Below are 19,269 nucleotides of genomic sequence, written 5' to 3'. Positions count from 1 at the left end.
GCGTCACTTCCGCTCGCGCGCCTTGCGCTCGTACTTGCGCCAGTACTGGAACTCGTCCTCGTGGATTTCGATGTCCAGCTCGGAGATCCTGGCCTGGAGCCGCTCCTGGACCTCGGACACGGCCTGGTTGTAGATCAGCGGCCCGACTTCTTCGACGAAGAAGCCGAGCAGTGCGCCGGCGGCGATGTTGCCGATCGGCTCCTCCATGTTCTCCCGGAAATACCGCTCGATGGAGGCGATGGCCTCCTTGCGGGCTTCCTTGCCGAGTTCGATGGTCATGGTGCGCGGTCTCCAGATTTCGGGGGCGGGTCTCGCGCTGATTCTGCCCGCTCCGCGGATCGGCGTAAGCTGCCCAGCCTCCAACCGTCACCACCCGATCGGGACCCCGGAACATGGCTGATTCGAAATTCGACACCGACTCGTTGCCCAGCGTCATGTCAACGGCCGCCAGCGACCTGCAGAGCCTGCGGCCCAGCCTGGTCGAGAACGCCCTGACCCAGGCGCTGCCCCTGCCCGACATCATGTTCGGCGGCGCGGTGCTGGTCTTCGTGATCATGTTCCATGCCTTCTGGATCCGCGTCATCACGAGCGCCTTCCTCAAGCACACCGGCGCCCTGCACGTCCGGGCCTCGCTCTGGCGCGCCGACCTGCTGTTCACCGTGACGGTGATGATGCTGCTGGCGCTGCACCTGGCCGAGGTGGTGGTCTGGTCGGCGGCGCTGATCTTCGGCGACATCGTTGCCGACTGGTCGACCGCGGCCTACTTCGCGGCCAACTGCTACACCGCGCTCGGCGAGCCTTTCTCGCTGCCGCGCGCCTGGCGCATCGTGCCGCCGATCATCGGGATCTCGGGCATCTTCGCCTTCGCCTGGACCGCCAGCGTGCTGGTCAATTTCGTCTCGCGCTACAACGACCTGCGCGCCGACATCCTGGGGCGGCCCAGGCCTGGCCAGCCGGCGCGGGCCGACCGCGCGGCGCCATGACCTCCCCGCGCCAAGGCGACCCGGATCACCCTCTCCCCCGCATCTACCTCGCCGGGCCCGACGTCTTCCTGCCGGACCGCGACCGCATCTTCGCTTTGCTGAAGGCGCATGCCGCGCGCCTGGGCCTGGCCGGCGTCGCGCCGACCGACGCTGCGCTGGCCTTGGCCGCCGCGGCCGGCGACGATGCCCGGGCGCAAGCCATCTACGAGGGCAATGTCGCGCTGATCCGCACGGCCGACGGCGTGATCGCCAACCTGGCGAGCTTTCGCGGCCAGGAGCCCGACGCCGGCACCGTCTTCGAGGTCGGCTTCGCGGTCGCGCTCGGCCTGCCGGTGGTCGGCTACGCCGTGCCGCCAGGCAGCTACGCGGACCGCGTGCAGGCCGCAGTCGCCTGCCGCCGCGATGCGGCCGGGGTGGTCACGGAAGCCGCCACCGGGACGGTGGTCGAGGGGCTCGGGCAGCCGCTCAACCTCATGCTGTCGCGGTCGATCGAGCTGGCACCGACCGCCGCGCAGGCGCTCGAGCGGCTGGCCAGCAGGCTGGGCGCCGCCGCCCCTTCACTCTGAGACTTCGACCGGCGCCGGCCGCAGCCACTGCAGGGCATGGCCGCGCAGCGCCTCGATCTGCTGGCCGATCAGGGACAGCTCGGTCCGGATCAGCTGCACCGCGGCGTCGCCGCCCTCGCCATCGGAGGCCAGCAGGCCGGCCAGTGCCGGGCGCTCGTCCGCCGGGGCGGTGGCGGCCTCGATCGCTTCCGCCGACCCGCGCTCGACATCGGCCGCCAGTTCCTCCAGCGCCAGGGCCGCGCCTTCCGCCGCACCGCGTGTCGCGACCGCCAGCGCCGGGCTGCGCAGGGCGACCCGGTGGGCGCCGAGCGCCGAAAGGTAGCTCAGCAGGGTGTGCGACTGGATCAGGAAGCGCAGCGCGACGCCGGCGCGCGGCCGCACCAGCGCCGGCTCGCGGAACATCTCGGACACCGCCACGGCCAGCGCCGCATCGGCGTTGTGGGCATTGCGCCGGGCCAGCCGGTAGGGCAGGTCGTCGCGCGCGCCGGCACGGTACTGCTCGGCGATCTCGCGCAGATAGAGCGCCTGGTTGCGCATCGCCGCGGCCGCCAGTTCGTTGAAGCGCCGGCCCTGCCAGTGCGGCAGCACCAGCACCATCGCCAGCCCGGCGATCAGGCTGCCGATGGCGGTGTCGACCAGCCGCGGCACGATCAGCACGCCGCCGTCGCCGACCTGGTTGAAGCACATCAGCACCAGCACCGTCATGCAGGCGGTCGCCAGCAGGTAGCGCGCGCTGCGGGTGGCGAAAAAGAGCACGCCGGCCGCCACCGCCAGCAGGGCCTGCACCAGGTGCTGCGGGAACAGGTCGAGCAGCGCCCAGCCGGCCACCACGCCGACCGCCGTCCCCGCCATGCGCTGGCCCATGCGCGACACGGTGTCGCCCCAGGTCTGCTGGCAGACGAACAGCGTCGTCAGCAGGATCCAGTAGCCCTGGGCCGGATGGATGAGCCACATCACGCCGTAGCCTGCCGCGAGCGCGACCGCCAGCCGCAGCGCATGCCGGAACAGGGGCGAGCGCGGCGACAGCTGGCGCCGCACGCGCTCGGCCGCATCGCGCCAGGAGCGCGGCGAGCGGTCGAGCAAGCCCATGTCGGTGCGCCCGGCCCGCGCGGCCGGCTCGCTGGCGCCGGCCAGCTGGCCGTCGAGACGCTCCAGGTTGTGCGCCAGCGCCTCGATCGACGCCAGCAGGGCTTGCCGCGCCGGCTCGCGCGCGTGCGAGCGCTCGTGCGCGATCGCGCTGCGCAGTTCGGCCAGTGCCTGCACCGTGGCGGTGTCGGCCACGAAGGGCTCGCGCCGGTCGATCGACTGCGCCAGTTGCTGGCAGGCCTCGCCCTCCAGGTGCAGCACGCGCTGGCAGCGGTAGAGCAGGTCGCTGTGGAAGAAGGCGTCGGCCAGCGCGTTGTAGTCGTCGTGGGACGAGCTGGCGCGCTCGTGCACGTCCTGGGCGATCAGGTACAGGCCGCGGTAGCGCGCGATCCGGCCGGTCGGCGCCCGCGCGCCGATGCGGCGGAAGATGCTTTCCTTGGCGGCGTTGAGCTCGGCCACCACGTCGGCATTGAGCTGCGCCAGCGACAGCCGCTTGCGCTCGATGTCGATGCCGCGCAGCGGCTCGAACAGCGAGGCCTTGAAGCGCACGTAGTGGCCGAGCACCTCGTACAACCGGGTCAGCCGCGCCTGCACCGGCTGGGCCGGAAAGGCCAGGCACCAGGCGACCGAGAAGACACCGTACCAGGCAGCGCCCGCGAGCAGCAGCAGGAGCTCGCGCAGGCGCTCGTCCGGGCCGGCAAGCGGATGGTTGCCGATGCCGAGGGTGGTGTACATCGCCAGGATCAGGGTGGCGTAGGCGATCGCCTTGTAGCGCGCCTCCACCGCACCGAGCATCGTGAGCCAGAAGGCGGCGAGCGCGAGGCCGGCGATGAAGAGCGCCGGACGGTCGATCAGGGCCGACACCGCGAAAGCCGCCCCCGCGAAGCAGATCAGCGTCAGCACCTGGGCCCGGTAGCGTCCCCGCGCGCTGTCGTCGGTCTCGGCCAGCGCGCTCGCGATGGCGCCCAGGAACAGCGGCGTGACGGCGTCCGTCCGGCCGCTGGCGCCGCACACCGCCATCAGGCTTCCGAGGGTGAGCAGCACCCGCAGGGCCTGCGCCTGGCCGGCGCCCCATCGGCGCAGCTGTTGCGGGAAAGTCTCGATCACGAATGCGAGCATGCCACCGCTTTGCACGATGCGTGCCATGACCCTGCGCTTGCCGCAGCGAAAACCGGCCGCCGCCGACGAGGGCCTATGCGACGGTGCCTGCGTAGTGGCGCGCCTTGTCCTCGTACATGGCCCGGTCGGCCCGCTGCAGTGCCGCCTCCAGCTGGTCGCCGGAGGCACAGGTCGCCACGCCGATCGCCAGGTGCACCACATGGCCGCTCTGCCCGGCGTGGAACTGGTTGTTGAGGTCGAGCAGCGAGACGATGCGGTCGCGCATCGCGGCGACGCCGCGCTCGTCGGTGGCCGGCAGCAGCACGGCGAACTCGTCGCCGCCGATGCGCGCCGGCCAGCCGGGCGCATCGACCGCCTGGGTCAGCACCTCGCCGACCCGCCGCAGCAAGGCATCGCCCGCGGCGTGGCCGTCCTCGTCGTTGACGCGCTTGAGACCGTTGAGGTCGATCGCGACGACCGACACCGGCCACGGGCCCTTGCGCGCCAGCCGGTGCAGCTCCTCGGTGTAGAAGGCGCGGTTGCACAGCTGCGTCAGCACATCGTGGCGGCCGAGGTATTCGAGGTAGGCCTCGGCCTTCTTGCGCGCCGTGATGTCGACCAGCGACACCAGCACCAGGTCCCAGCTCTGCAGGTGGTGCTGCAGCACGGTGAACTGCATGTGAATGTTGATCGGGTCGCCACCGAGCGAGTAGTTCACGACTTCGCGCTGCTGGGAGGTCTTGTGGTTCCACAGGTCCTGCAGCTGGTCGGCGAACGAGTCCTGCATCTCGTCGCGAAACACCTTGGGGATGTTGCGCAGCAGGTCGGCGGTGTCGGCGGCGCCGAACATGCGCAGGGTCTCGCGATTGACGTCGATCACGCGGATCTCCTGCATGCAGCGGGTGACGAATTCCGGGTGCACCTTGATGAAGGTCGTGAAATCGGTGATGCCGCGCTGCCGGATCTCGTCGAGCAGCTTCTTCACGGCGCTGAAATCCTCGACCCAGAGCGAGACCGGCGAATGGTTGAAGAGACCCCGGGCGTAGCGCTCGGCCTCGGTGCGCTCGCGATAGGCGGCGACGCGGGCCGTGATGTCGTCGAGCGACACCAGCACCCGGTCCCAGCGGTCCTCGTGGCCGGGCAGGATGCGCAGGCGAACCTGCACGTCCAGGCGGCGGCCGTCGAGCGTGTAGTTGACCGTCTGGTTCTCCACGCTCAGCGCACCTTGCCAGAGCTGTTCGAGTTCGTGCATGACGCAGTCCGCCATGTCGTCGCGGAACACCTGGTCGAGGGCGGCCAGCAGCGCGTCCTGGCTGCGCGCGCCGAACAGCGTCAGCGTGTGCTGGTTGACCCGCAGGACCTTGTAGCGGGCCATGCAGTCGCGGATGCGCTCCGGGTCGGCCGCCAGGTGCGCGGCCAGGTCGGTGACGCCGGCCAGCCGCCATTGGTCGAACAGGTCCTTGAGCCCGCTGTAGTCCTCGAGCCAGAGAGAGACGGGCGACAGATCGAACATCGACTCGAGGTCGGTAGACGCGGACATGGCTGCTGGCTTCCTGGGGACGGTGGCGGAGTCGGACCGTCCATTGTCCACCGAAGCCGCCGCGCCCTTCAGCCGCGCCGGTCGCGCCAGCGGCAGTACCGCACGGAAGGCGCGAGAAAACCACGGATCGCGCCGCCGGCCCTGGTCGACGCCTTCGGCCAGGGATAACCCCTGGAAGAAAGCGGCAAGTCCTTCTTGTTTAGTTATATTGAATAATCATAATGAGGCCAGGACACAGCCCATGGAGACCTCGATGCACCCGACTTCCCGCCGCGGCATGCTGCTTGCCGGCCTGGCCTGCGCCACCGCCGCGGGCCCTGCCCTCGCGGCCGACGCCCCCGCCACGCCGACGACCCCGACCATCCCCATGGTGCTGCCGCGCACCGAGTTCGTCTACGAGGCGATCGTCGACCTCTCGCCGGCGCTGACCTTGGGCGCCTCGCCCTTCGGCGAGCGCTTCATGGTGCCGATCGTCGGCGGCAGCTTCGAAGGGCCTGGCCTGCGCGGAACGGTCATGGCCGGCGGCGCCGACCGGCAGCTGCTGCGCCGCGACGGTGCCAGGAATCTGGACGCGGTCTATGAATTGAAGACCGAGGACGGCGTCGTCATCTCGGTGCGCAACCGGGTGCTCTCGCGCCGGCCCAAGGATGCGCCGCCGTACGTGTTCTCGACCCTGGAGATCGTCGCGCCAGAAGGCCGCTACGGCTGGCTCAACGACTTCGTGTACGTGGGCACGCTGAACAGCCTTCGCCCGCAGCGCGAGGCGGTCGTGATAAGGGTCTACAAGGTGGTCTGAGCCGGCCCTGTGGGTCGCGAGCAGCGGTCGCCATGGCGCGGTTCGGGTTTGACTGGTTTCCCTGCCACGTATAGGCTCCCAGGGGTCCCGTCACTGAACTGAGGAGCGCCACATTCTCGGACATCCCCGCATGTTGGAAGCGTGGTCGCCGGCATGGCAAGCCCAGGCTGCACCCGATCCGCATCCGCGTCGGAACAGACGACAGGCGGCTTCGGCCTGCCCCGCGAGAGCGCCCGAAAGCACGGGCTCCACATGGGCCTCGGCGTGGCGTACGGTCCGACCGGCCCGGTCTGCCACGTCCCGTTCGGCAGCGCCTGGATGCGCCCCCGGATATTCCTGCCGCTTGCAGCCATGCGTTGCCCTTGGACCCGTCCGCTCGCAGCCGGTGTGACGACCGGCTTGCGGCGCTGGAGGTCCATCGGCTTGGCCGGCATGGTGGCGTGCGGCATCGCAGCGGGTCAGCCCTCGTCGGCCGCTGGCAAGCCACCCGACGCAGCGGTCGACGCCAGGGTGCTGCTCGAGCGTGGCCGCGCCTTGCTGCGCGCCGGCGATCGCTACGCGGCCCTCGGCGCCATCGCGCAGGCCCGGCGCCTGCAACCCGACAACGCCGAGGTCGCCCAGGCCCTGGCCGATGTGCTGGTGGAGCTGGGCGCCCCGAGCGCCGCAGCGCAGGTCTTGGGCGACCGCGCCGACCCGGGCGTGCGCAGCCGCGTGGCCGGCCAGCGCCTGCGCTGGGCGATCGAGCTCCCGCCGCCGTCGCCGGATCCGCGGCGGCGCTTCGACCCGGTGGATGCGGCACTCGCCGGCCTGGACGAATTGCTGATGGAGGCACGCACGGCAACTCCCCCAGACCCGGGTCTCGTCACCCGGTTGCAGCGCGACCGTGCGGTGGCGCTGCGCCACCGCGAGCGCTGGCAGGAGGCTGTGGACCAGGTGAGCGCGCTGCGCGCGGCGGGAGATTCCCCCCCTGCCTATGTCCTGCAGGCCGACGCGGACGCGCTGCTCGCGTTGCGCCGCCCTGCGCAGGCGCGCAGCGCGTACGAGGAAGCCCTGCGGCGCCTGCCGCCGTCGCAGCAGGCGGACGACGACGTGGCATGGCGGTCCCTCATGATGGGACGCGCCTATGCGGAGTCGGAGAGCGAGGACTTCGGCGCCGCCTTCGGCACGGTCGACGCCCTGCTGGCCGCCGCAGGACCCCCGTGGCGTCGTGCAGGCGAACGGCAGACGCCGCGCGAGAACGACGCCTGGCTGGAAGCGAAGGCCTTCGACGCCGCCATCCACAGCTACGCCGACATGCCGGCCGCGGCGTGGACGCGCATCGAGCCGCTGGAGCGCGGGGCGCCGGCCCTTCCCTGGCTGCGCGCGCAGGCGTCCGACATTGCGGCCCAGCAAGGTTGGCCGCGCCGGGCCGAGGATGGCATCGACAGCGCCGCGGCCCTCGCACCGGAGGATTTCGGCCTTCGGGTGCAGCAGGTGGATTCGGACACGCGTCGGCATCGTCTGCTGCGCGCCGACGAGCGCTTGGCACCGCTGCTGGAACAAGGCGCCGACCTGCCACGCGTGCAGCAGGTGCGGCGGGAACTCGATGCCGCCATCGGCCCCAGCGTGCGCTTCGCGCTGGGCGGCAGGCACGCGGACAACCAGGCGCTTCAAGGGCCGGGCAATGGCGGCGAGGCCAGCCTCCAGGTCGAGTCATCGACCTTCGCGGGCGTCTGGCGGCTGATCGGCCTGGCCGACAGCAGTTCCGACTCCCTCGAGGAAGGCCGCGCCAAGCGTCATCGGTTCGGCGGCGGCGCACAGGCACTGTGGCCCGACTGGCGACTCGATGCACTGGCATGGTCCCAGACGGGCTCGCTCAACACCTCGGGCGGCTCGCTTGCCGCCCAGTGGCAGCCCACCGATCATTGGACCTTCCTCGCGGACGCCGCGAAGCATTCACCGGACGCCCCCTTGCGCGCGGACTTCCACGGCATCACCGCCGACGCAGTGCGCGGCGGACTGCGCTACGCCTGGAACGAATCGACCGAGGCGGGCCTGAAAGCGCAGTTCATGGACTTCAGCGACGGCAACCGGCGCGAGCAGGTGACGATCGACGGCGCCCTCTCGCTGCTCGACCGCCCGCACCTCGACGTCCTGCTCAAGCCGCGCCTCGAATGGCAGCGCAACAGCCTGGCGGTCACGCCGTATTTCAATCCGAAGGAGTCGTGGCTGCCTTCCATCGAGGCGCAGGTGCAGCATGTGATGTGGCGTGTCTACGAGCGCGTGCTGCTGCAGCGGCTGCGACTGACAGTGGGCATGTTCGACCAACGCGCGTTCGGGGCACGCACGGTGGGCGGCGCCGCCTACGAGCAGACCTGGCGCCACGACCCCTGGACCGAACTGACCTGGGGCATCGAATGGGCCAGCAATGTGTACAACGGCCAGCGCGAACGCACGCTCAACGGCTACCTGAAGCTCGAGCACAGGTTTGGAAGATGAACGCGATCCATCCCTCACGCCAAGCCATCCGCGCCGGGGCACGCGCGCTGGCGATGGCCTTGGTGATCCTCTGCACGGCCGCACGGCCCGCGTTTGCGCAGCAGGCGCAGCCCTCGCCCTCGTCCGCAGTGACGACGACCTTCGCAACGATCGGCCTTCATGATGTGGTGGACGCCCAAGGCGATCTCGACGATGACGCGATCACCGCGGATCGCCTGGTGAGCTTCTTCGACTGGTTGCGCGGCAGTGGCTGGCGCGCGGTTTCCCTCGACGACATCGCACGCGCGGGCCGCGGCGAGAAGGCGTTGCCCGCGAAGGCCGTGCTGATCACCTTCGACGACGGCTACCGCAGCCTGTACACCCGGGTCTATCCACTGGCCCTGGCCTACGGCTACCCGATCGTCGCGGCACTGGTGGGCAGCTGGATGGAGCCCCCCGCAGGATCGATGGTGCGCTATGGCGGGCAATCGGTGCCGCGCGAGCGCTTCATCACCTGGGACCAGGCGCGCGAGATGCAGCGCTCGGGACTGATCGAATTCGCGCTGCACAGCCAGGCGCTGCACGCCGAAGTCGTCGGCAACCCGCAGGGCAACACCATGCCGGCGGCGGTGACGCGCCGCTACACGCCCGGCATGGGCTACCAGAGCGAAGCCGACTTCGCGGCGGCCGTGCGCGCCGACCTCGCGAGCGGGCGCGCCACGCTGCAGCGAGAGCTGGGCAGCGCACCGCGCGCGCTGGTGTGGCCCTACGGGCGCTACGACGCCATCGGCACGCAGGCGGCCCGCGACCTGGGCTTCGACTTTGCGTTGGTGCTCGACCAGGGACCCTCTCGATCGGACAGGCCCTTCAGGCTGGCCCGCTTCCTGCCGACGTTCAACCCGCCGCTCGCGGATCTGGCGCAGGGTCTGGAGCCCGATCCGAACGAAAGGCGGGTGGATCGCCTGGTCTGCCTCGACCCGGCCGCCCTCTGGGCTGGAGAGGAGGCCAGCAGCAACGAACGCCTGGGGCACGCGATCGAGCGCGTGCGGGCGCTGGGCGTGACCGGCCTGGTGGTCGACGCGGTACGCCACGACGCGCAGGGGCGAATCACCGCCGCCTGGTTTCCCACCCCCGAACTTCCCTTGGCGGGCGATTGGCTCTCGCGCGTGGCATGGCAGATGAACACGCGTGCCGGCGTGAAGGTCTATGCCCGCCTGCCTCACAGGCAGGCGCTCGCCGCGCTGGGCGACGACGCGCGCGTGCTGCGTCTCTATCGAGACCTGGGCGCCAGGGTGCCGCTGGACGGTTGGCTGCTCGAGGACGCCGAGGCACCGGCGGCATCGATGCGCTTCGACGCTCCATCGCCGCGCTCCGTGCACCGCGCAGACATTCCACTGAGCGGGTCCGCCTGGGTGGTGCGCGAACGGCGCCAGCCGATGCTCGAAACGCTCGGACGCGGCGACACACCCGACGCGCTGGGATGGCGAGCGTTCGCAACCCTGGACGCAGCCCGGCCCGGACTGGATCTGCTGTGGCTCGCGCCGCCGCGCGCGGCCGCCGTGCCGCACCCGCTGGCAGAGATCAGCCTGGTGCCTACCGCCCTGGACGACCGGGTCGCCGACGACCGCTTGGCACCGGTCGACCCGAGGCTCCTGAGATGGTTCACGGCTTCGGCGCCGCCCGACGCAGGTCGGCTCGCCCGCAGCGCCGCCGATTTCCAGCGCCGCGGCGGCGTTTCGCTGGGCTGGTGCCCCGACGACCCTGTCACGGACCGGCCGCAGGCGGAGGTGCTCGCACCGGGCGTTTCGGCTTCGACCTTTCCGGTGCGACGTTGAAGCGCGGAGTCGACTTCCATGAACTTCAACGAACTCATCGCCGCCTTCTGCTTCGGCTATCCCTTCGTGATGGCCTTGTTCTGGATCAGCGGTGGCTTGCTCTACGTCGGCTTGCGCGGGCGCCACGAGCCGCGGCCGGAGCATCCGCCGCCGCTCCCGTCCTATCCGGGCGTGTCGGTGCTGGTGCCCTGCCACAACGAAGAGCGCCAACTGGCCGAGACCTTCGGGGCCCTGTCGCGCGTCGACTACCCGGACTTCGAGATCATCGCGATCGACGACGGCTCCACCGACCGGACCGGGGCCTGGCTCGAGGCGTTGACTGCCCAGCTGCCGGCGCTGCGCGTCGTGCGGCTGGCGAGCAACCAGGGCAAGTCCACGGCGCTCAATGCCGGAGCCCTGGCCGCCAGGCACGAGTTGCTGGTGTGCATCGACGCCGATGCCTTGCTCGATCCGCACGCGCTGACCTGGCTGGTGCGCCGCTTCCAGACCGACGAAGGCATCGGCGGGCTGACCGGCAATCCGCGGGTGCGCAACCATGCGACGCTGCTCGGACGGCTGCAGGTCGGCGAATTTTCGTCCATCGTCGGCCTCATCAAGCGCGCCCAGACCGTGTACGGATCGCTGTTCACGGTTTCCGGCGTCATCTGTGCCTTCCGGAAGCGGGCCTTGCAGGACGCGGGCTGGTGGTCCCGCGAAGCCCTGACCGACGATGTGGATGTGAGCTGGCGGCTGCAGCTCGCGGGCTGGCGGCTGGCCTTCGAGCCCAAGGCCCTGTGCTGGATCCTGATGCCGGAGACCTTCCGTGGACTCTGGCGCCAGCGCCTGCGCTGGGCCGAAGGGGGCGCGACGGTGATGCTGAAAGTCCTCCCGAGACTGCTGGCGCAGCCGCGCATGCTTCCGGTGTGGCTCAACTACATCGTGGCGATCGTCTGGGCCTACGCCATCGCGCTGGGCGTGCTGGCCTGGGGCGTGGGGCCCCTGCTGACCCGCTGGGACGTCGACCTGCCGCATTTATGGCCCGCCCTCGGCCCCTTGCCTCGCGGCTGGGGCCAGGTGCTGGCGTTGACCTATCTGGCGCAAGCCTTGACGAGTGCGTGGATCGATGAGCGCTTCGAACGCGGCATGTTCCGTTCGCTGTTCTGGGTGGTCTGGTATCCGTTGGTGTTCTGGGCCGCACAGGCGGCGACATCGATCGTGGGCCTGCCGCGTGCCATTCTTCACATCGGCAGCATGCGCGGAACCTGGGTCAGTCCCGACCGCGGCCTGCGCTGACGCGGGAGCATTCCATGAAGCAGAAGACGCTAGCCGCGCCAGAAGGGGGCGACGATGCCACGGCGCCGGAACTCGCCCCGCCGCCCGATTGGCCGCCGCGAATCCTGCGCGCGCGCACGCAGTGGTGGATGCGCCTGCGCGACCTGGCCATGACCTCGCTGGCCTGGATCATCTATCTCTGGTTCCTGAGAGAGCCCGTCGTCGCCGGCATTGGATGGCTGAGCCCGACGGCGGGAACCTGTCTCGAAAAGATGATCCAGGTCCCACTCGCCGTCGACCTGGGTCCCTATCTGTGGCTGGCGGCGGGCCTCATGGCCTGGTTGGGTCTGGCGGGCCTGTGCCAAGGACGCCGCCTGCGGCAGCAGCCCGGTCGAGATCGGGAAGTTCCGCCGCTGCTGCCCGACGCGCAGTTCGCGGCTGCCGGGGTGGCGCTCTCGGAGCAGCCGCTGTGGCGCGGAGCGCGCTGTCTCCGCGTGGACTACGACATGCATGGGCGGGTGCTCGGTGCGGCGGCGACAGGCCGCGACTGATGTCGCCTGTTCAGCCGTCACGGGCCGGCTGCTGGCGAGGCGAGCTCCGGCGACTCAGTTCCGCAGACACTGCCTTCCCCAAGGTGTCGAGATCGAACGGCTTGGCCAACACCGACTGCGGGCCGATGAGACGCTCCACGGCGTTCATGTCCGCGTAGCCCGTGGCGAGCAGGACCGGAATGTCGTTGTACATTGCCTGTGCGCGCGCGATCAACTCGGCCCCATTCATGCGCGGCATCAGGTAGTCGACCAGCAGCAGGTCCGGCCTGGCCTTCTTCAGTTCGATCAGTCCTGTCTCGCCATCCGCCGCCTGCCGGACGCGGAAGCCGAGCACCTGCAGCGACTCGACCATGCTGCGACGCACGCCGGGGTCGTCCTCGACGACGAGAATCTCCGCTGGCACCGTGGCGGCGGCGGCAGATCCGGCAACGACCTCGCCCGCCTCGTCGCCCCGCGGTTCAGGCGCCAGAGGAAAGCGCAGCTTGACTGCCGTGCCTTCGCCGACCGTGCTTTCGACGACTGCATCCCCGCCCGACTGTCGCGTGAAGCCGTAGACCTGGCTCAGGCCCAGTCCGGTGCCCGCGTGCTGCTTGGTCGTGAAGAAAGGGTCGAAGACCTTGTCCAGCAGATTCGCCGCGATTCCCGTCCCGGTGTCTCGCACCGCGACATCGACGGATCCGCGTGGAAAGGCGCGACCCTCGGGAGCACCCTCGGCGTACCCGTGCACGATCGCCGTGTGGATCTCGAGAATGCCGCCCTGGGGCATGGCGTCACGCGCATTGACGGACAGGTTGAGGATCGCCATTTCCATCTGCGCCGCGTCGACGACGACATGGGCGGGCTCCGGACACAGCACCAGCGCGAGCTTGACATGCGCACCGACCGAGATCGAGATCAGTTCCCCCATGTTGCTGATCAGCGCGTTGACGTTGTGCAGCTTGGGCACGAGACTCTGGGTGCGCGCGAACGAGAGCAGCTGCCCCGTCAGCCGCGACCCCCGATCCACGGCTTCCTTGGCTCGCCGCGCGTAGTCGCGTACGCGGTCCTCGCTGACCTTCAAGCGTTCGATCAACTGCAGGTTCAGGTTGACGACATGGAGGAGATTGTTGAAGTCGTGGGCGATACCGCCGGTCAGGCGCCCCAACGCTTCCATCTTCTGGTTCTGGACCAGGGAGTTCTCGACCCGTTCGCGCTCGAGCATCTCGCGCATCAACCGATCGTTGGCACTGGCGAGATCGGCAGTTCGCTCGGCGATGCGCGATTCCAGGGCGTCATTGGCCCGCTCGACGCTCAGCTTCGACGCCTGCAGTTCGACCAGATGCTTGCGCGTCAGATACTGGCGCTGGCGTGCGCGCAGTGCCGACTGCGCCGCACTCGCCAATGTGTCGGCATTGACGGGACGCTCCAGGAGCACGAGATTGCTGAGGCCTTGCAAGGCCGCCCGGGCACGGTCCGATCGACGGACGGTCTGCCGCGCCGCAAGCACGACGAACGGGTAGTCGGACCATGCAGGCTGGTGTGCGAGCAGTTCTCGCAGGGCGTCGACGATGCCGTCGTCGAGCGACTCTTCGGTGACGATCGTCGCGGCGGAATCCTTGCGGATCTCTCGAACCAGCGCCTGGCCATCCTGGCAGACATGGACGTCGACCTTGCGCGCGCCGAGGACGTCGCTGATGACCCGCGCGTCGCGCCCGAAAGGCGCCAGGACGAGGACGCGATTTTCCACGTGATCAAGCATCGTCGGCGTCGCCGAGCAGAACCGTCCGCCCCCGATAGCGCGGGAGGCCCGCCATGACGCCTTCGAAGTCCGTGAGCGCCTCGCCGATCTCGAGGCCACCCTCGCCAAGACGGAACTGATGGATCGTCGTTGCATGCGCGCTGGTCCTGCTCTTGACCACCGACACGGCCTTCAAGAGCTGTCCGCGGGCCTCGAAATAGCGGAACTGGAGCATGGAATCGCTCAGATAGCTCAGATCCACATCGTTGGGCGCGTCGCCGGCGATGCCGTGTTGGGAGAGAACCAGAATGGTGGTCACGCCCTGCAGGTTGAGATAGGTGAGCAGCTCATGCATCTGCAGCATGAGGAAGTTGCTTCCGGGCATCGCGACCAGGTAGGCATTGAGCGTATCGATGACCACGGTGGTGACGCCTTGCCGCTCCACGGCGTCCCGTACGCGATGTGAGAACTGGCCGGCCGAGATTTCGGCGGGATCGATCGCATGCAGGAACAGCTGTCCAGCGGCGATGGAGTCTTCGAGGTCCAGCCCCAGGGCACGCGAGCGCGTCAACAGGGTCTTGATGCCTTCGTCGAACAGGAAGAAGCCGGCCTTTCCGCCGCGCTGCATGCTGGCGCGGGCACAGCTCACCGCGGTCGTCGTCTTGCCCACGCCGGCCGGGCCCGCAAACAGCAGGTTGGATCCGGGGGTCAGGCCGCCCCCCAACAGCCGGTCCAGATCCGGGTTGCCGGAACTCACTGGCTCGCTGGCATGCGTGCGGCCGTGCTCGCTGGCCACGAGCCGTGTATAGACCCGCAGCCCGCCGCGGTCCAGGCTGAAGTCGTGCTCGCCTTCGCGAAACCCGACGCCGCGCAACTTGACGACCCGCAGCCGACGCTTGTCAGGGCCGTAGGTACCGGTGTTCTGCTCCAGCTGGATCACGCCGTGCGCGATGCTGTGCAGGTGCATGTCGCCGGTAGCGGCCGACTTGTCGTCCAGCATGAGCACCGTGCAATGGTGCGTCAGGAAGAACCGTTTGAGCGCCAGGATCTGGCGGCGGTAGCGCAGCGGGTTCTGCGAAAGAAGCCGCAATTCGGACAGGCTGTCGAACACCACGCGCTGCGGGCGCACCCGCTCCACCAGCGCCATGACGCCGCGGATCGTCTCTCCCAACTCGAAGTCGGAGGGCTGAAGGATGCTCTGTTCGGCCTCGGCGCTCAGTCCCTCGTCGCTGACCAGATCAAAGATCTCGACATGCTCGAGATCCCAACCGTGAGACAGCGCTCCCTGCGCCAGTTCCTCGGAGGTTTCGGACAGAGTGACATACAGGCCCTTCTGGCCCAGTGCGCGTCCCTGGAGCAGGAATTGCAGTCCCAGGGTCGTCTTGCCCGCGCCGGGCGTGCCTTCGACAAGATACAAGTGGCCAGCGGGCAATCCGCCGGCCGTGACCTCGTCGAGGCCCGGGATACCCGTGGGCTCCCCTTTTGGGAGTCCGAGTGCTTTCGATGGGCCTGGCATGGCAGCGATTCCGAAGGGGATGAAGCGAAGAAGGGGAGCGCCAAATTTACTGGAGCGGTGAATCCACGCCGAGGGTCGCAGCGCCCGCCCGGATGTAGGTGCAGTTCCCAGCGCCATGTACGTGCAGGCAGATCAACGGAGGCCGCTTGTCAGGGCCGACGGACGCCTCGACGCCGGCCGCCATGGCAGGGAATCGACCCGTGCAGTCGCACGGCCAGCGGGCCGCGGGCCCTCCGCCTGCAGCCGTGCGTTGCACGGACCGACACGCGTCGACGATGGCCGCGCACCCTGCGCATGCGCGACTTGCCTTTCAATGCCAGCATGCCGAGACACCTTCGTGCGGATGGATGGGCTGGTGAAGCGCTGCAGGAGCAGCCTTCCGATGCCATGTCCCCGGGGAAGGCAGGGCACCAGCAGGAGATTGGACATGCTCACCATCGACCAAAAGGAAGCCATCCTTCGCAGGGCGGGCACGACCGTTCCCGATTTCCCATCCGCGCGCCCGCCGGCATCCGAAGGCAATGCCTGCCCAGGCGGCGACACACCCGTGCCGCCGCGCGGCCGGGAGGCGCCAAGGATGCGCCGCCAGGCGATCGACGCGTGGTCCGCCGCGGTGGCGGCGCTCTATGTCGAACATCTCGCCGCGCTGCCTGGCAAGCGCTAGCTGGCGGGCGGCTGTTGGCCGCAGACGAAAGCAAGGCCGTGAGCGCGATAGGGAGAATCAGCGCCATCCGTGGACGGCGAATATCATGGATCGCGGCTCGTCGCCTGTAAAAAACAGCAAAAGTCGATAGATGCTCTGCTACGATCAGTTCGGGATGTGCAGATTTTTCGGCTCGACTTGAAGGAGTGGGCCACGCGCCGGTAACGGGACGTTGACCGGTGAACTGGGCCCTGGAGGCGGGCGACTGCCGGCCGCGTGCTTGCAGCAACGCTATCACCTTGTCCAGATCGAGCCTCGCCCCGCCCGCATGTTTGTCTGTTGGTGTCAAGGAGGCCGAAATGGCAGTCTCTTTCGCTACTCAAACTGTAATATCCGGACCAACCAACGGGCTTGCCAATCCGACCAGCTTGCAGTTCGGACCCGACGGCCGGCTCTATGTCGCCCAGCAGGACGGCCTCATCCGAATCTACGATGTCACCCAGCCGGTGCCCGGCCAGTGGTCGGCAGTCCAGGCGCAGACGCTCAGCCTCGTCAAGAGCATCCCCAATCACAACGACGACGGGTCGCTCAACACCTCGTTGACCGATCGGCAGGTCACTGGCATCCAGGTGGCGGGAACCGCCGCCAATCCCGTGATCTACGTCACCTCGAGCGATCCGCGCATCGCCGAGTCCGGCGATCTCAATCTCGACACCAACTCCGGCATCCTTTCCAAGCTGACCTGGAACGGCGCCAGCTGGACCAAGGTCGATTTGATTCGCGGCCTGCCGCGTTCGGAGGAGAACCACTCGCCCAACGGCATGGTGCTGAGCGCCGACGGCACCAAGCTCTACCTGGCGCAGGGCGGCAACACCAACAACGGCGCGCCTTCGAGTTTCTTCTCCAACACGCCGGAGTATGCGCTGGCCGCGGCCGTGCTCGAGATCGACCTCGTGGCACTCGAGGCCATTCCCAACAAGGTCTTCACCTACGCGCCCGGCGTCACCAGCGTCTACAAATACGACCTGCCCACGCTCGACGACCCGACGGTATCCAACAATGGCACGACGGGTAACGAGACTGCGGGCGGCCTGGATGTGGGCGGACCGTTCGGCGGCAATGACGGCCTCAATCAGGCGATCCTGCCGGCCGATGCGCCGCTGCGCATCTTTGCCACCGGCCTGCGCAACGCCTACGACGTGGTTCTGACCCAGTCGGGCAAGCTCTTCACCATCGACAACGGCGGCAACCAGGGTCTCGGCGGCGCGCCCATCCTCGATGCCAACGGCAAGCCGACCAACCAGTTCAACAACGGCGGCACCGGCAGTCCCGACTCTCTCTACCTGCTGGCCGACGGCAACTACTACGGCCATCCGGATCCGACGCGTGGCAACCAGACCGGCTCCGTCCTGTCCTATGCCAACGGATCCCAGCCGCAGGTCATCGCCACGATCCCCAATGCCGCAGCGGCTGTGCCGTCCGGCGTGCAGATCGCGCCGGGCTTCGTGATCGACCCTTCCAAGTTCACCTCCTCGGCCCCGCGGCTTGCCCAGGAGGGCCAGTTCACCGCCGGGCAGCAATCGCTGGCGCAGTTCGGTAGCTCGACCAATGGCCTGATGGAGTACACGGCGAGCAGCTTCAACGGCGCGATCCAGGGCGCGTTGATCACCGCGTCGTTCGACGGCACGCTCAAGCTGATCCAGGTGGCGCCGGACGGCGTCACCGTGCAGGGCATCACGACACTCGCGACACTCGGCGGCACGCCGCTCGACGTGGTCCAGGGGCCAGGTGGCTCCATCTGGGTCGCCCAGATCGGCGCCGGCCAGATCCTGGCCGTGACACCGAGCGACCAGGCATCCCCGAACGATCCGGACATGGACGACGACGGCCTGCTCAATACCGTCGACCCCTTCCAGGCCGACGCCGCCAACGGCTTGGGCACGTTCCTGGCGAGCAACGCCAGCCTGAACTGGAACTTTCAGTTCGGCGCCGGCAACAGCGCGCCCGGCCCCGACGGGCTGTTCCTCGGCCTCACCGGCCACATGACCAACGGCACACGCGATTTCGTGGCGCCCGTCGCCGAGGGGGGCCTCGATCTCACCAACGTGAAGATCGGCACCGCCGCCGGCGGTGGCCTCGTCGTGGTCGAGGAAGTATCGACGGGCACGGCGAGCGGCAGCGCCAACACCGGCGAGTTCGTGTTCCAGACCGGCGTGGCGCTGGCACCGGACGTACAGACCTTCAACGTGAAGTGGACGGCGATCAATCCGTTCCCCGGACTGCCCGCAGCGCCGACGGTGCGCGAGATCGGCGGTTTCATCGGCACCGGCGACCAGTCCGGTTTCCTCAAGGTCGTGGCCGGGCCCAACGGCATGCTGTTCCAGCTCGAGAGCAACGGCGCCATCGTCGCCTCGCAGCCCCTGAACGCGCCGGGCGTCGGGACAGCGCCTGCCGACAGCAGCCTGGTCTTCGAGCTCCTGGTCAATCGCGCGACGTCGCAGGCCACGCCGTCGGTGACCTATGCGGGCAGCAGCGGGCCGGTGAAGGTGACCGGCAACGCCATCAATCTCGCCGGCACCTCGATCCTGACCGCGATCAACGGCGATTACGCGGTGCAGGGCAAGGACAGCGGCCTCGCCGTCGGCCTGTGGTCGAGCAACACCGGTGAGGGCAGCCAGAACACCTTCCAGGCATCGTTCGACGACATCCTCATCACCTCGACAGGGCCCACCGCCCAGCTCATCACGGCGGTGAACGTCGGCGGCGGCCAGGTGACGACGAGCAGCGGCGTGGTGTTCCAGGCCGATGCCGGCCCGACCACCGGCGGCGCGGCCAGCCAGGTGTTCTCCACGGCCGCCGGCATCGCCGGCACGACCGACGATGCGCTGTATCAGAACGAGCGGTGGACGCCGGGCGGCAGCTATACCTATGAAGTGCCGGTGGGGAACGGCACGTACCAGGTCGACCTGCTGCTGGCCGAAATCTATGGCGGCATCACCGGCCCCGGTCAGCGCGTCTTCGACATGTCGGTGGAGGGCCAGGCGGTGGCTGCGCTGCAGAACATCGACATCTACGCCCAGGTCGGCGCCAACGCCGCTTACACCCTCAGCCAGCAGGTGACGGTGAACGACGGCTCGCTGTCGATCCAGGTCGGACCGGGCAGTTCCTCGCCGGGCAACGTCGAGAACGCCAAGCTCAATGCCTTCGCCGTGTACAGCACGTCCGGGCCA

14 protein-coding genes are annotated in these 19,269 nt (G+C 69.0%); 9 read left to right on the top strand and 5 right to left on the bottom strand.

The annotated features are described in order from the left end of the window. Positions 1–3 precede the first annotated feature (3 nt). Complete coding sequence (locus QTI33_RS18935) at positions 4–279, bottom strand: DUF2164 domain-containing protein (RefSeq protein ID WP_286507772.1); 276 nt, start codon at positions 277–279, stop codon at positions 4–6. A gap of 113 nt (positions 280–392) precedes the next feature. On the opposite strand from QTI33_RS18935, the gene QTI33_RS18930 reads away from it, so the two are divergent. Continuing rightward, positions 393–983, top strand: coding sequence for a hypothetical protein (locus QTI33_RS18930; protein ID WP_286507771.1), 591 nt, complete (start codon positions 393–395; stop codon positions 981–983). After that, entirely contained in the window at positions 980–1,549 is a 570-nt protein-coding gene (locus tag QTI33_RS18925) for a nucleoside 2-deoxyribosyltransferase (protein ID WP_286507770.1), read from the top strand. The genes QTI33_RS18930 and QTI33_RS18925 overlap by 4 nt, the downstream gene beginning before the upstream one ends. Here the strand turns inward: QTI33_RS18925 and yccS are convergent. Both yccS and QTI33_RS18915 read right to left on the bottom strand, forming a co-directional pair. Then, complete coding sequence (gene yccS, locus QTI33_RS18920; protein WP_444814863.1) at positions 1,541–3,754, bottom strand: YccS family putative transporter; 2,214 nt, start codon at positions 3,752–3,754, stop codon at positions 1,541–1,543. The genes QTI33_RS18925 and yccS overlap by 9 nt on opposite strands. A 73-nt stretch (positions 3,755–3,827) precedes the next feature. After that, positions 3,828–5,273 carry a sensor domain-containing diguanylate cyclase gene (locus QTI33_RS18915; protein ID WP_286507767.1) on the bottom strand — a complete coding sequence of 482 codons (1,446 nt, stop codon included), beginning with the start codon at positions 5,271–5,273 and terminating at the stop codon, positions 3,828–3,830. A 253-nt stretch (positions 5,274–5,526) separates the two neighbouring features. On the opposite strand from QTI33_RS18915, the gene QTI33_RS18910 reads away from it, so the two are divergent. From QTI33_RS18910 to QTI33_RS18890, 5 genes are all read left to right on the top strand, one after another. Beyond that, positions 5,527–6,069, top strand: coding sequence for a DUF3237 domain-containing protein (locus tag QTI33_RS18910; protein ID WP_286507766.1), 543 nt, complete (start codon positions 5,527–5,529; stop codon positions 6,067–6,069). Positions 6,070–6,456: 387 nt separating this feature from the next. Continuing rightward, complete coding sequence (gene pgaA / locus QTI33_RS18905; RefSeq protein WP_286507765.1) at positions 6,457–8,547, top strand: poly-beta-1,6 N-acetyl-D-glucosamine export porin PgaA; 2,091 nt, start codon at positions 6,457–6,459, stop codon at positions 8,545–8,547. After that, entirely contained in the window at positions 8,544–10,361 is a 1,818-nt protein-coding gene (gene pgaB, locus QTI33_RS18900; protein WP_286507764.1) for a poly-beta-1,6-N-acetyl-D-glucosamine N-deacetylase PgaB, read from the top strand. Before pgaA ends, pgaB begins: the two co-directional genes overlap by 4 nt. Positions 10,362–10,379: 18 nt before the next feature. Beyond that, entirely contained in the window at positions 10,380–11,633 is a 1,254-nt protein-coding gene (pgaC, locus tag QTI33_RS18895; RefSeq protein WP_286507763.1) for a poly-beta-1,6-N-acetyl-D-glucosamine synthase, read from the top strand. Between the two features lie 14 nt (positions 11,634–11,647). After that, positions 11,648–12,163 carry a hypothetical protein gene (locus QTI33_RS18890; RefSeq protein ID WP_286507762.1) on the top strand — a complete coding sequence of 172 codons (516 nt, stop codon included), beginning with the start codon at positions 11,648–11,650 and terminating at the stop codon, positions 12,161–12,163. Positions 12,164–12,173: 10 nt separating this feature from the next. On the opposite strand, the gene QTI33_RS18885 is transcribed toward QTI33_RS18890, so the two are convergent. Then, positions 12,174–13,901, bottom strand: coding sequence for a response regulator (locus QTI33_RS18885; protein WP_286507761.1), 1,728 nt, complete (start codon positions 13,899–13,901; stop codon positions 12,174–12,176). After that, positions 13,894–15,396, bottom strand: coding sequence for an ATPase domain-containing protein (locus QTI33_RS18880; protein ID WP_286507760.1), 1,503 nt, complete (start codon positions 15,394–15,396; stop codon positions 13,894–13,896). The genes QTI33_RS18885 and QTI33_RS18880 overlap by 8 nt, the downstream gene beginning before the upstream one ends. Before the next feature lie 427 nt (positions 15,397–15,823). Here QTI33_RS18880 and QTI33_RS18875 point away from each other — a divergent pair, with 427 nt between their 5' ends. Beyond that, positions 15,824–16,060 (top strand): hypothetical protein, encoded by a 237-nt coding sequence (locus QTI33_RS18875; RefSeq protein ID WP_286507758.1) that lies wholly within the window; start codon positions 15,824–15,826, stop codon positions 16,058–16,060. 338 nt (positions 16,061–16,398) lie between these two features. After that, positions 16,399–19,269: malectin domain-containing carbohydrate-binding protein (locus QTI33_RS18870; RefSeq protein WP_286507757.1), on the top strand; the 2,871-nt coding region annotated here is incomplete at its 3' end.

It is taken from the genome of Variovorax davisae (genome assembly GCF_030316845.1).
GTDB lineage: Bacteria > Pseudomonadota > Gammaproteobacteria > Burkholderiales > Burkholderiaceae_C > Variovorax > Variovorax davisae.
Note: the sequence above shows the minus strand (reverse complement) of the source record. Positions and strands in the feature narration are given on the sequence as shown.

Excerpts from the sequence above, each read along its gene's own strand:
- QTI33_RS18880 (WP_286507760.1), bottom strand. The coding sequence starts at position 15,396 with ATGCCAGGCCCATCGAAAGCACTCGGACTCCCAAAAGGGGAGCCCACG.
- QTI33_RS18915 (WP_286507767.1), bottom strand. The coding sequence starts at position 5,273 with ATGTCCGCGTCTACCGACCTCGAGTCGATGTTCGATCTGTCGCCCGTC.
- pgaC (WP_286507763.1), top strand. The coding sequence starts at position 10,380 with ATGAACTTCAACGAACTCATCGCCGCCTTCTGCTTCGGCTATCCCTTC.
- yccS (WP_444814863.1), bottom strand. The coding sequence starts at position 3,754 with ATGCTCGCATTCGTGATCGAGACTTTCCCGCAACAGCTGCGCCGATGG.
- QTI33_RS18885 (WP_286507761.1), bottom strand. The coding sequence starts at position 13,901 with ATGCTTGATCACGTGGAAAATCGCGTCCTCGTCCTGGCGCCTTTCGGG.
- QTI33_RS18910 (WP_286507766.1), top strand. The coding sequence starts at position 5,527 with ATGCACCCGACTTCCCGCCGCGGCATGCTGCTTGCCGGCCTGGCCTGC.
- QTI33_RS18925 (WP_286507770.1), top strand. The coding sequence starts at position 980 with ATGACCTCCCCGCGCCAAGGCGACCCGGATCACCCTCTCCCCCGCATC.
- QTI33_RS18930 (WP_286507771.1), top strand. The coding sequence starts at position 393 with ATGGCTGATTCGAAATTCGACACCGACTCGTTGCCCAGCGTCATGTCA.
- QTI33_RS18875 (WP_286507758.1), top strand. The coding sequence starts at position 15,824 with ATGCTCACCATCGACCAAAAGGAAGCCATCCTTCGCAGGGCGGGCACG.
- pgaB (WP_286507764.1), top strand. The coding sequence starts at position 8,544 with ATGAACGCGATCCATCCCTCACGCCAAGCCATCCGCGCCGGGGCACGC.
- QTI33_RS18935 (WP_286507772.1), bottom strand. The coding sequence starts at position 279 with ATGACCATCGAACTCGGCAAGGAAGCCCGCAAGGAGGCCATCGCCTCC.
- QTI33_RS18890 (WP_286507762.1), top strand. The coding sequence starts at position 11,648 with ATGAAGCAGAAGACGCTAGCCGCGCCAGAAGGGGGCGACGATGCCACG.